General features: G+C 61.6%; 9 protein-coding genes. 4 read left to right on the top strand and 5 right to left on the bottom strand.

The genetic code is table 11. The features are described from left to right. Positions 1-50: 50 nt before the first annotated feature. Positions 51-524, bottom strand: a complete 474-nt coding sequence (sulA, locus tag QIW53_RS13110) for an SOS-induced cell division inhibitor SulA (RefSeq protein WP_371050025.1) — start codon at positions 522-524, stop codon at positions 51-53. A 10-nt stretch (positions 525-534) separates the two neighbouring features. Continuing rightward, positions 535-1,143, bottom strand: a complete 609-nt coding sequence (gene lexA, locus QIW53_RS13115) for a transcriptional repressor LexA (protein WP_192301830.1) — start codon at positions 1,141-1,143, stop codon at positions 535-537. 229 nt (positions 1,144-1,372) lie between these two features. Between lexA and QIW53_RS13120 the strand changes: the two genes are divergently transcribed. From QIW53_RS13120 to QIW53_RS13130, 3 genes are all read left to right on the top strand, one after another. Continuing rightward, on the top strand, positions 1,373-2,080 hold the full coding sequence (locus QIW53_RS13120; protein WP_371050026.1) for a TetR/AcrR family transcriptional regulator: 708 nt from the start codon (positions 1,373-1,375) through the stop codon (positions 2,078-2,080). Between the two features lie 158 nt (positions 2,081-2,238). Next, entirely contained in the window at positions 2,239-3,249 is a 1,011-nt protein-coding gene (gene nagZ / locus QIW53_RS13125; protein WP_371050027.1) for a beta-N-acetylhexosaminidase, read from the top strand. Positions 3,250-3,261: 12 nt separating this feature from the next. Continuing rightward, positions 3,262-3,999, top strand: a complete 738-nt coding sequence (locus tag QIW53_RS13130; RefSeq protein ID WP_371050028.1) for an S-methyl-5'-thioinosine phosphorylase — start codon at positions 3,262-3,264, stop codon at positions 3,997-3,999. Between the two features lie 113 nt (positions 4,000-4,112). On the opposite strand, the gene QIW53_RS13135 is transcribed toward QIW53_RS13130, so the two are convergent. From QIW53_RS13135 to mfd, 3 genes are read right to left on the bottom strand one after another with little or no spacing between them, the layout of a single operon-like run. Then, a complete protein-coding gene (locus tag QIW53_RS13135; protein ID WP_371050029.1) occupies positions 4,113-6,806 on the bottom strand; it encodes an SNF2-related protein in 2,694 nt (897 codons plus the stop codon). A gap of 3 nt (positions 6,807-6,809) precedes the next feature. Continuing rightward, a complete protein-coding gene (locus QIW53_RS13140) occupies positions 6,810-7,376 on the bottom strand; it encodes a CsiV family protein (protein ID WP_371050030.1) in 567 nt (188 codons plus the stop codon). A gap of 10 nt (positions 7,377-7,386) precedes the next feature. Beyond that, positions 7,387-10,836 carry a transcription-repair coupling factor gene (gene mfd / locus QIW53_RS13145; RefSeq protein WP_371050031.1) on the bottom strand — a complete coding sequence of 1,150 codons (3,450 nt, stop codon included), beginning with the start codon at positions 10,834-10,836 and terminating at the stop codon, positions 7,387-7,389. Between the two features lie 363 nt (positions 10,837-11,199). Here mfd and QIW53_RS13150 point away from each other — a divergent pair, with 363 nt between their 5' ends. After that, positions 11,200-12,663, top strand: a complete 1,464-nt coding sequence (locus QIW53_RS13150; RefSeq protein ID WP_371050032.1) for a glyceraldehyde-3-phosphate dehydrogenase — start codon at positions 11,200-11,202, stop codon at positions 12,661-12,663. Positions 12,664-12,882: the final 219 nt, after the last annotated feature.

Genomic DNA, 12,882 nt, shown 5'->3' on the forward strand with positions numbered 1-12,882 from the left:
CTTCGGCTTCTCTGTCCTAGAGAAGCCTGCGCCGCTCAGCGCAATCTTGTTTAACCCAGTCGAATATTCAGGCTTTGTGCGTCCCCGGTCCGGGCGGCGCTGATCAGCTGTTGCCGAGCGGCGGTGCTCAGCGGGTTGAGCCAACTGACGACGGTATGACTGCGGCCCAGGCGCAAGGCCTCGCATGTCAACTGTTGTGCACTTTGGCTGCCACGCGGTTGCAGCAGCAGAATGCGTTCACGATTCAGTCCGGCGTCCCGCAACCACGCCTGCGTCAGGCTGGCGGGCGGGGCGATCAACGTCAGCCAGCGTGCATCCTGATCCTCGCTCAAGTCTCTGAGGATCGGTGCCAGAAGGCTCAGGCAGCTCCCGGCCGCACCACGCAGAGACAGCTCGCTGAAGACTTCCGGTTCGGTGCCCCAGGGCGACTCGACCACGTCTTTCAGAATCGGCGCCATCGGCTGCACCATGAATGCCTCGAACAACGGCAGTTGGGCTTGCTGTGAGGTGTGTGGGAACTGCATAAAGCCTCCTTTAGCGGCGAATGACGCCGACACTCAAGCCTTCGATCACCAGTTCCTGATCTTTCAGGTTCACTTCGATAGGGGCGAATTCAGGGTTCTCGGCAATCAACCAGACTTTGCTGCCGTCGCGCTTGAAGCGTTTGACGGTGACTTCGTCGCCTATGCGCGCCACCACGATCTGGCCATTGCGGGCTTCGCGGGTGGTGTGGACAGCCAGCAGGTCGCCATCAAAGATGCCGACGTCCTTCATGCTCATGCCATGCACCCGCAGCAGGTAATCGGCTCGCGGATGGAAAAACGCTGGGTTGATGTTGCAGGATTCCTCGACATGCTGCTGGGCGAGGATGGGAGCGCCGGCAGCAACCCGACCAATGATCGGCAGGGTGGATTCGTCGGCCTTGGCTTCGAAGCCGGGGATGCGGATGCCGCGGGAAGCACCGGGCGTCATCTCGATAGCACCCTTGCGAGCCAGTGCCTTGAGGTGTTCTTCAGCCGCGTTCGGCGATTTGAAACCCAGTTCCTGGGCGATTTCCGCGCGAGTGGGCGGATAGCCGTTGTCTTCAAGACAGCGTTTGATGAAGCTCAGAATCTCTGCTTGGCGTGGCGTCAGCTTTAGCATATTGATCGCTCTGTCTTTTTATACAGTGACTGGGATTATATACAGTGAAAGCATCTTGGCAATGCCCCTTTTTTCAACCGCCGCCAGACGGTCGATCCGCGCGCTGATTAACCGCGCGTAAATGTGTGATTAAATAGCTGACTGACCATTCCCGAAACGAACCGGCAGGCTTGACAAGGCCTGGACTGAAACGTATGTTTCAAACAAGTGTTTGTCAGGCGGAGTAGCCATGGCCCAGTCGGAAACCGTTGAACGCATTCTTGATGCTGCCGAGCAGTTGTTCGCGGAAAAAGGGTTTGCTGAAACCTCGTTGCGTTTGATCACCAGCAAGGCTGGTGTCAATCTCGCGGCTGTGAATTATCACTTCGGCTCGAAGAAGGCGCTGATCCAGGCGGTTTTCTCGCGGTTTCTCGGGCCATTCTGCCTGAGCCTCGATAAAGAGCTGGAGCGCCGCCAGGCCAAGCCGGAAAACAAACCGTCCCTGGAAGAGCTGCTGGAAATCCTGGTCGAGCAAGCGCTGGTGGTACAACCGCGCAGCGGCAACGATCTCTCCATCTTCATGCGTTTGCTGGGTCTGGCCTTCAGTCAGAGTCAGGGGCACTTGCGTCGATATCTGGAGGATATGTACGGCAAGGTGTTCCGCCGTTACATGTTGCTGGTGAACGAAGCGGCACCGCAGATTCCGCCCATCGAGCTGTTCTGGCGTGTGCACTTCATGCTGGGTGCCGCCGCTTTCAGCATGTCTGGCATCAAGGCCTTGCGTGCCATCGCCGAGACCGATTTTGGTGTCAACACGTCCATCGAGCAGGTCATGCGCCTGATGGTGCCGTTCCTGGCCGCCGGCATGCGCGCCGAAACCGGCGTGACGGACGCGGCCATGGCCAGCGCACAGCTGCGCCCGCGCAGCAAGTCGACACCGGTCGCCGCCAAGGTTTGACCGCTCATGGGTGGGCGCGGCAGCTGACATCCGCTAAGCTAGCCGCCCATGCCCACACCCGTTGCGAATCCGCTCCCCATTGATATGGCCGACCTGCCGGGCACAGCCCCAGGCAGCGAATGCGTACGAGCCGGATTCACCGTTATCAAGGAATCGCTATGACTGCTGGCCTGCAAGGCTCGTTGATGGTGGACGTCGCCGGTACCTGGCTGACGGCCGAAGATCGCCAATTACTGCGCCAGCCTGAAGTGGGCGGCCTGATCATTTTTGCCCGTAACATCGAACACCCTCGCCAGGTGCGCGAGCTGAGCGCCTCGATCCGCGCCGTTCGACCTGACCTGCTGCTGGCGGTGGACCAGGAGGGTGGCCGGGTGCAGCGCCTGCGCCAGGGTTTCGTCCGGCTGCCGGCCATGCGGGCCATTGCCGACAACCCGAATGCCGAGTACCTGGCCGAGCAGTGCGGCTGGATCATGGCCACCGAGGTGCTGGCGGTGGGTCTTGACCTGAGTTTCGCCCCGGTACTGGACCTGGATTACCAGCGCAGCGCGGTGGTCGGCACCCGTTCGTTCGAGGGTGATCCGGAGCGTGCTGCGCAGTTGGCGGGCGCCTTTATCCGTGGCATGAACAGTGCGGGTATGGCCGCTACCGGCAAGCACTTCCCCGGCCATGGCTGGGCCGAGGCGGATTCCCACGTGGCAATTCCGAATGACGAGCGCAGCCTCGACGATATCCGTGCCAACGATCTGGTGCCGTTCGCCCGGTTGAGCCAGCAACTGGCCGCCGTCATGCCGGCCCATGTGATCTATCCACAGGTCGACGCCCAACCGGCCGGCTTTTCCCGTCGCTGGTTGCAGGACATCCTGCGCGGTGAATTGCAGTTCGACGGCGTGATCTTCAGTGACGACTTGTCGATGGCCGGTGCTCATGTGGTCGGGGATGCCGCCAGCCGCATCGAGGCGGCATTGACCGCCGGTTGTGACATGGGCCTGGTGTGCAACGACCGCGCTGCCGCCGAGCTCGCCCTGAGTGCCGCCCAGCGCCTGAAGGTCAAGCCGTCCGCGCGTATTGCGCGGATGCGCGGCCAGTCGCATGCCAGCACCGAATACCGTCAGGACCCGCGCTGGCTTGCAGCCATCGGCGCGCTCAAAGACGCTCAACTGATTGAATAAGGACTTTATGTTATGACGGTTTACGCGATCATCGGTGGCACCGGCCTGACTCAACTGGAAGGCCTGAGCATTCGTCAGTCACTGACGGTGGATACGCCCTACGGTGCGCCGTCGGCCGATGTGCAGGTCGGCGAGTACGCGGGCAGGGAAGTGCTGTTTCTTGCCCGTCACGGCCATCCTCATCGGTTCCCGCCGCATCAGGTCAACTACCGCGCCAATCTCTGGGCACTGAAGCAGGCCGGGGCCGAAGCGATTCTTGCCGTCAATGCGGTGGGCGGCATACATGCTGCTATGGGCACCGGCCATTTCTGCGTACCTCACCAGTTGATCGACTACACCAGCGGGCGCCAGCACACCTATTTTGCCGATGACCTGGAACAGGTCACGCACATCGATTTCAGCTACCCGTACAGCGAGCCGCTGCGCCAGCAACTGATCGCGGCCTTGGCGGCCGAGGGCGTCGGTTACAGCAGCCACGGCGTTTACGCCTGCACCCAGGGGCCGCGCCTTGAGACGGTGGCTGAAATTGCCCGGCTGGAGCGCGACGGTTGCGACATCGTCGGCATGACCGGCATGCCGGAAGCGGCATTGGCCCGTGAGCTGGAACTGGATTACGCCTGCCTGGCGCTGGTGGTGAACCCGGCGGCGGGCAAGTCGACGGCGGTGATCACCATGACCGAGATCGAACAGGCGCTGCATGACGGGATGGGCAAGGTGAAGTCGACCTTGGCGCGGGTGCTCAAGGGTTGAATACCCGGTTGTTTTCTTCGCGGGCAAGCCACGCTCCTACAGGATTGCTGTAATCCCTGCAGGAGCGAGCTTGCTCGCGATAGCCATCTCTCAGGCCTCACAGATGGTGGAGATCAGCGCTTTTCCAGCTTGTCCGGCAGCGGCGCAAACAACGCTTCAATATCATCGCTCTGCAACTTCCAGTCCCCGGCCTTGCGCCCATCCAGTACGCCCGCTGCCAGATCGGATTTTTCCTTTTGCAGGTGCTGGATTTTCTCTTCCACCGTGCCACGGGCAATCATCTTGTAGACGAACACCGGCTTTTCCTGGCCAATGCGATAGGCGCGGTCGGTGGCCTGGTTTTCCGTTGCGGGGTTCCACCAGGGGTCATAGTGGATCACCGTGTCCGCTTCGGTCAGGTTCAAGCCTACGCCACCGGCCTTCAGGCTGATCAGAAAGATCTGACGCTTGCCGCTTTGGAAATCCTTCACCGGTGAGCGGCGATCCCGAGTTTGTCCCGTCAGCAGTGCGTAATCGATGCCACGTTTCTCAAGCTCGACCTCGATCAACGCCAGCATCGAAGTGAATTGCGAAAACAACAGAATCCGTCGGCCTTCCTCGAACAATTCCTCGAGCATTTCCATCAGGCTGTCGAGCTTGCCCGAGGTGCTGCCGCGTGCGGGCAGGGTGGCGTCGTTGACCAGCCGCAGGTCGCAGCAGACCTGACGCAACTTGAGCAGTGCCTCGAGGATGATGATCTGGCTGCGTGCGACACCTTTGCGGGTGATCTCGTCGCGCACCTTCTTGTCCATGGCCAGGCGCATGGTTTCGTACACATCGCGCTGGGCTTCGTTGAGTTCGACCCAGTGAATGATTTCGGTCTTGGGCGGCAGTTCCGTTGCCACCTGCTCTTTGGTCCTGCGCAGCAGGAACGGCTTGATCCGGCCGTTCAGGTGCTGGAGGCGTACTTCGCTGGTGCGTTTTTCGATCGGTACGCGGTAGTCGCGGTTGAAGCTTTTAACGTCGCCGAGCCAGCCGGGCAGCAGGAAGTGAAACAGCGACCACAGCTCGCCCAGGTGGTTTTCCAGTGGCGTGCCGCTCAGGCACAGGCGCTGGCGCGCGTTCAGCTCGCGTGCGGCGTGAGCGGCCTTGCTGTTCGGGTTCTTGATGTATTGCGCCTCGTCCAGCACCAGCACATGCAGGGGCTGCGCGGCCAGGCGCTCGACATCCTTGGGCAGCAAGGCGTAGGTGGTGAGGATCAGGTCGTAGTCGGCCAGGTGCTCGAAATGCTTCTTGCGACTGGCGCCATACAGCGCCAGCACCTTGAGCTGCGGCGTGAAGTGCGCCGCTTCGTCGAGCCAGTTCGGGATCAGGCTGGTGGGCATCACCACCATGCAGGGCCGATCGAGGCGTCCGGCGTTTTTCTCGCTGAGCACATGCGCCAGGGTTTGCAGGGTCTTGCCCAGGCCCATGTCATCGGCGAGGATGCCGCCGACTTCCAGCTGGCGCAGCGACTGCATCCAGCTCAAGCCTTCCAGCTGGTAGGGACGCAAGGTCGCGTTCAGGCCTTCGGGGGCGGTGGCGTTATAGTCGCGGACGTCGCGCAGGCGCTGGGCAAAGGTGCGGATCTGTTCGCCGCCCTCCCACAGCAGCGGCAGGTCCTCCAGCGGGTTCAGGCGGGTAGCGTCGGCCTTGCTCAGGCGCAGGGTGGTTTCCCCGGGTTCCTGCAGGTAGAACTCGCCGAGGGTCGCCAGCACCGGTTTCAGGCGACCGAACGGCAGGGCGACTTGCAGCGGGCCATGCTCGGAGTTCGGACGATTGGGAATGTTCACCAGGATCAGCTCGTCGTCGCGACGGCGGGCCAGGCGCTCCGGGTTGAGTATTTCGGTGTGGGAGCGCATCAGGTTCAGCAGGATCGGCAGCAGGCTCAGCCGTTCGCCGTTGACGATGATCCCCAGTTCCAGGTCAAACCAGTCACGCTCCGGTGTCTGTTCGACCGTCGCGTACCAGTCGTCCACGGCGGTCAGGTCGAAACCGAAGTCTTCGTCGATCTGCAGCTCCCAGCCCTGGGTGCGCAGTTTTGGCAGTTCGTTGAGGGTGAAGGTCAGCCAGGCGCTGTCGTTGACCATCTCATAGAGCTCGCCAGCGCTCTCCGGCAGCGCTTTGCTCTGGCGGGTGGCAACTTTGAAACCGAGGATTCGCAGTTGCTCCCTGTAGGCCTGTTCGACTTCCGGGTGGCGTTTTATCCGTAAGGTCTGTGTTTCCTGGCGGATCAGCACGTCGGCATTTTTCTGCCCGCTGACGTATTCATCCAGATAGCTGAAAGACAGCGCCGCACGATGCTGGATGTAGCGCTGCATCCGTCCATTGCGCGGCTCGAAGGCGCTGAATTCGATGCTGGCCAGCCACAGGCGTGGAATCGGCTGCACGTTGTCCACCAGCACCTGGGGTGGCGCTTTCGCGCTGCGGTTTTCCAGGACGGCCTGGAGTTTCTCCAGCAGTTCCGCGTCTTGCGCGGCGGCGGGGTAGGCGAGGGTGTCCTGCACCTTGAGCAAGACGGCCGCGCAATGTTTGCAGTTACTGCGTACCGGGCAGGTGCAGGTGGCATCGACCATCAGCAATGTGGCCTTGGCCGACTCGCGCAGGTGAATGGTCTGGCGGTAAACGTTACCGCCAGAACCTTCGCAGACGGCGGTGATGGTGGCGTCGCCGGCCTCGATGATCCTCACACGGTTTTCCAGCGCGTATCGCCGGCCGCGCTCCAGGCTCTGTTCCTTGAATCGGCTGACCCAGGAGGGTGCCAGCGGTTTGCTCAGGGGCGCGGACATAAATCAGTCCGGTATTTCTTCGGGAACGGGTCGTGGCGCAGGCGCGGTCAGCGAGGTGATCTTGATCAGCAGGCCCAGGTGCCCGGCATCGAGGAAGTTCAGTTGTCCGTTTTTGGTGTGGCTGTCGGTGTTCAGGCGCTCACTGGCAGTGACCAGGCCGTCAGCGTCGAACTGGTTGACCCAGAAGTCGGCACCGACATCGGTGAAGCGCCCCTGTTTGATGCTCAACGTGCCTTCGATCGGGAACTGGCCGAACTGTTCCTTGCCGTCGCTGATCGCCACTTTCGACGCTTCTTCGCCAAGGGGCTGCTGCCAGGCCTTGTGCAGCAGGACGGTGTACTCGTTGCTGGCGGTGAGCTTTTCCACCTCGCCATTGAGGCTCGGTGTGCGCAGGCTGCCGGGGCTGATGTGCTGAGCCCCGGCATCCCAGTCTTCGGGGGCTGCGCGGCTGACAATGGCCGGCACGGCGTTCTGCCGCACCAGAATCATTTCAACCTGATACAGGTCATCGGCATTCGCCATCGGAGCGGCCAGGGTCAGCAGCAAAGTCAGTGAGCGAAACAGGCGCATTCGGCGTCCTTCAAGCAGTTTTCGGAATGAGGCACACAAGCAGCGCCTCCACAGTATTAAAGCGCTCTTCCGGGCGCTCCATCGGCACCATGAATTTGAACATCGTGGCGCCTTCGAATTTATAGCGTTTGGGCTGGCCCTGGATCAGCTTGATCAGGGTTAGCGGATCGACCGGCGTCTGCGCCGCGAACTCGATGCGGCCACCTTGCGGGCCACCGTCGATCTTCTTGATGCCCAGCCCCTCGGCCTGCAACTTCAGCGCGGTGATGCGCATCAGGTTCTTGGTCGGTTCCGGCAGCAGACCGAAACGGTCGATCATTTCCACCTGCAGGTCCTTGAGGCCGTCTTCATCGGTGGCCGAAGCAATGCGCTTGTACAGGATCAGTCGCGCATGCACGTCCGGCAGGTAGTCTTCCGGAATCAACGCCGGCACGCGCAGATTGACCTCGGGGCCACCGCCCAGCGGTTGGTCGAGGTTGGGTTGCTCGCCCTTGCGGATCGACTTCACCGCGCGTTCGAGCATCTCCATGTACAGCGTGAAGCCGACGGCCTGGATCTGCCCGCTTTGGCCGTCGCCCAACAGTTCGCCGGCACCGCGGATTTCCAGGTCGTTGGTGGCGAGCACAAAGCCTGCGCCGAGGTCCTGGGTGTTGGCGATCGCTTCCAGGCGCTTCTCGGCATCCGGAGTGATCTGCTGGCGCGGCGGCGTCAGCAGGTAGGCGTATGCCTGGTGGTGACTGCGCCCGACCCGGCCGCGCAACTGGTGCAACTGGGCCAGGCCGAACTTGTCGGCCCGCTCGATGATGATGGTGTTGGCGCTCGGCACGTCGATGCCGGTCTCGATGATGGTCGAGGCGATCAGCACGTTGAAGCGCTTGTGATAGAAGTCGCTCATCACCTGTTCGAGTTCGCGTTCGCGCATCTGCCCGTGACCGATGCCGATCCGCGCTTCCGGCACCAGTTCGGCGAGGTCGGCGGCACACTTCTCGATGGTCTTCACGTCGTTGTGCAGGTAGTAGACCTGACCGCCACGCAGCAGCTCACGCAGCAGGGCTTCCTTGACCGTGCTTTTGTTCTGCTCCATGACGAAGGTGCGCACCGACAGGCGCCGCGCCGGTGGGGTTGCGATGATCGACAGGTCGCGCATGCCCGACACCGCCATGTTCAGCGTGCGCGGAATCGGCGTGGCGGTGAGGGTGAGGATGTCGACCTCGCTGCGCAGGGCCTTGAGCTGTTCTTTCTGGCGCACACCGAAGCGGTGCTCTTCGTCGATGATCACCAGGCCCAGGTTCTTGATCTTCACGTCGTCCTGCAGCAGCTTGTGAGTGCCGATGACGATGTCGATCTTGCCTTCGGCCAGGTCCGCGACCGCCGCGTTCACTTCCTTGGTCGACTTGAAGCGGCTCATGACTTCCACGGTCACCGGCCAGTCGGCGAAGCGGTCGCGGAAGCTGTTGTAGTGTTGCTGTGCGAGCAGGGTGGTCGGCACCAGGATCGCCACTTGCTTGCCGCTGTGCACGGCAATGAAGGCCGCGCGCATCGCCACTTCGGTCTTGCCGAAGCCCACGTCGCCGCAGACCAGACGATCCATGGGCTTGGGCGCGAGCATGTCTTCGCGCACGGCCTCGATGGTGACCTGCTGGTCGGGGGTTTCCTCGAAGGGGAAGCCGGCGCTGAACGTGGCGTAGTCGGCTTTCGGGTCGGCGAAGGCATACCCTTCGCGGGCCGCACGGCGTGCATAGATGTCGAGCAGTTCCGCCGCCACATCGCGCACTTGTTCGGCGGCCTTGCGCTTGGCTTTCTGCCAGGTCTCGGAGCCGAGGCGGTGCAACGGGGCCAGGGCATCGTCGCTGCCGGTGTAGCGGGCGATCAGGTGCAGGTTGGCCACCGGCACGTAAAGCTTGGCGCCCTCGGCGTATTCCAGGGCGAGGAATTCAGCAGCCTGGTTGTCGATCTCCAGGGTTGCCAGACCCAGGTAGCGGCCGACCCCGTGATCGATATGCACCACCGGCGCACCTTCGCGCAATTCGGTGAGGTTCTTGATCACCGCATCGTTGTTGGCGTCGGCGCGTTTTTCCCGACGCCGGCGCTGCATCACGCGCTGGCCGAACAGCGGGCTCTCGGCAACCAGCGCCAAGGCCGGGTCCTCGAGCACCAGGCCTTCGTCGAGCGGCGCAATGGTAATCGCCAGGCGTTCCTTGCTCGCGACGAAATCCGGCCAGCTGTCGACGGTTTTGGGACGCAGCTTCAGGCGCTCCAGCAACTCCAGCAGCACTTCGCGACGACCAGCGGATTCGGCGGTAAACAGCACGCGACCGGGGAACTCATCGAGAAAACCGGCCAGGGCCGCCAACGGCTGGGTGGCCTTGGCTTCGATCGCCAGGTCCGGCAACGGACGGGCGGGGAAGCGTTCGCGACCGGCACCGGTTTCGACGTCCTGCTGGCTGGCGACGACCCGTGGCCAGTTTTTCAGGCGTGCGAAGCAGTCTTCCACCGGCAGAAACAATTCGGCCGGCGGCAACAAAGGACGCGATGGATCGACGCGACGTTCCTCATAGCGATTGCGCACGTCGTTCCAGAAGTTTTCTGCAGCTTGTTCGATGCCCGGCAGGGAAAACACTTGCGTGTCCTGGGGCAGGTAGTCGAACAGGGTCGAGGTTTCCTCGAAAAACAGCGGCAGGTAGTACTCGATGCCGGCCGGAGTGATCCCGCTGCTGAGGTCCTGGAAGATCGGGCAGCGCCGGAAATCGACATCGAAACGCTCGCGAAACCGTGACTTGAAACGGGTCACGGCTTCTTTTTGCAGCGGGAATTCCTTGGCCGGCAGCAGCTTGACCGAATCGACCTTGTCGATGGAGCGCTGGTTTTCCGGGTCGAAGGTGCGCAGGGTTTCGATTTCATCGTCAAACAGGTCGATGCGATAAGGCAGCTTGCTGCCCATCGGGAACAGGTCCAGCAACGAGCCGCGCACCGTGAATTCGCCGTGTTCGTACACGGTGTCGACATAACGGTAGCCGGTGGCTTCGAGCCGGGTGCGCATCTGCTCGACATCGAGTTTCTGGCCCACGTCCAGGACCAGGCTGCTGCCGAGCAGGAATTTTGTCGGCGCCAGGCGATGCAGGGCGGTGGTAATCGGCACCACCAGCACGCCGTGACTCAGCTCCGGCAACCGGTAGAGGGCGGCGATGCGCTGGGAAATGATGTCCTGGTGCGGCGAGAACAGGTCGTAGGGCAGGGTTTCCCAGTCCGGGAAATGCAGTACGGGCAAATCCGGGGCGAAGAAACCCAGCTCCTGCTCCAGACGCTCGGCGCTCTGGCTGTCGGCGGTCAGCAGCAGGGTAAAGCGCTTGGCTGCGCTGGCAGCCTCGGCAATGGCCAGGCTGAGGGCGGCACCGGGCAGGTTGCCCCAATGCTGTTTACCTGCGGCAGCAGGGAGATGCGGTAGACGCAGAACGGGCACGGAAGGTTGAGCTCCAAGCGTTGCGACAAAGTCGGTAATTGTAGCGGGCCGGGATGCCGCCTGTCAGTTGCTGACTGCGTCTATCCGGCAAGTTTGGCGAAATGTAGTGGTAAAGACAAAAAACGCCGGTTTTTTGCTGAAGAACACCGATTATGTAGTGGCAAAACTAGCGAGTGTTACGGAGGGTTACGGATAAGACAGCGATGTCTTCAAAAAATTGACCCTCCTGAAAGGCCCGGTTTTACTGGGCTCCGGCGCCTGTGATTTTTTTCTGTCGGAAATTTGTTACGGATCGCACGACAGGCGCGCATTGCTACGCGGGTTTCTCGGCGGCATAATGTAGCCCCTTTTTTCTGCCCCTACATGTGGAAGGTTCCCGTGACTCAGAAGCCCGACCAGTGTCTTGGTGAATGGATCGACCGTGAAGCACTCGCAGAAGCGATGATTCCGCTTATCGGTCAGCTCTACCGCAATAACAACGTGGTGAGCTCGATCTATGGCCGCAGCCTGATCAACCGTTCAGTCATCGCGATTCTCAAAGCGCACCGCTTTGCTCGTCACCGTCAGTCCGACGATACCGAACTGTCCGTCCACGAAACATTCCCGCTGATCAAGGCGATGAGCGAGCTCAAACTGGGCGCCGCTTCGGTCGACCTGGGCAAGCTGGCGTCCAAATTCAAGGCCGAAGGCAATGGCCGTACGGCCGAGCAGTTCGTCCGTGAAGAACTGGCCGACGTGGTTGGCCAGCAGAACGCCTCCGCACGCAAAGGCACTGACGTTGTCCTGTACGGCTTCGGTCGTATCGGCCGTCTGCTGGCGCGCATCCTGATCGAGAAAACCGGTGGTGGCGACGGCCTGCGCCTGCGCGCCATCGTGGTCCGCAAGGGCGCCGAGAACGACCTGGTCAAGCGTGCCAGCCTGCTGCGCCGCGACTCGGTTCATGGCCCGTTCGATGGCACCATCACCATTGATGAAGCCAACAACACCATCACTGCCAACGGCAACCTGATCCAGGTGATCTACGCCAAGAGCCCGACCGAAGTCGACTACACCCAGTACGGCATCGAAAACGCTCTGATCGTCGACAACACCGGTGTATGGCGTGACGCCGACGGCCTGGGCCAGCATCTGGCCTGCCCGGGCGCTGCCCGCGTGATCCTCACCGCACCTGGCAAGGGCGCGCTGAAGAACATCGTGCACGGCATCAACCACGGCGAAATCACCCCTGACGACAAGATCATCTCGGCCGCCTCCTGCACCACCAACGCCATCGTGCCGGTGCTCAAGGCCGTGAATGACAAGTTCGGCATCGTCAATGGACACGTCGAAACCGTTCACTCGTTCACCAACGACCAGAACCTGATCGACAACTTCCACAAGGGCAGCCGTCGTGGCCGTGCCGCGCCGCTGAACATGGTCATCACCGAAACCGGTGCTGCCACTGCCGCCGCCAAGGCACTGCCAGTGCTCAAGGGCAAGCTGACCGGCAACGCGATTCGTGTGCCTACACCGAACGTGTCGATGGCCATCCTGAACCTGAACCTGGAAAAGGCCACCACTCGCGACGAAATCAACGAGTACCTGCGCCAGATGGCCATGCACTCGGATCTGCACAAGCAGATCGACTACGTCAGCTCCCAGGAAGTGGTTTCCACCGACTTCGTTGGCTCGCGCCACGCAGGCGTTGTGGATGCGGAAGCGACCATCACCCAGGATAACCGCGTTGTACTGTACGTCTGGTACGACAACGAATTCGGTTACAGCTGCCAGGTGGTGCGCGTGATGGAAGACATGGCCGGTGTGAACCCGCCTGCGTTCCCACGCTAAGCGTTTAGCTGCACATCAGAAACGCCCTGACTTCGGTCGGGGCGTTTTTGTTTGTGCTCTGTTTGGTTTTTTCGGTGCGCCTACTGTGGCAATCGCGAGCAAACCCGCTCCCACGGGTTCGCCACCTCGCATTACAGGGCCGGACAAGCCCGCAGGATCGCCAGGTTAGCTGGCTGTCAAAGCGTTTCAGTTGCTCGTCAGATCAAGGTGCACCGATTG

Origin of the sequence: Pseudomonas fluorescens (genome assembly GCF_041354075.1) — a bacterium.
GTDB classification, from domain to species: domain Bacteria; phylum Pseudomonadota; class Gammaproteobacteria; order Pseudomonadales; family Pseudomonadaceae; genus Aquipseudomonas; species Aquipseudomonas fluorescens_CE.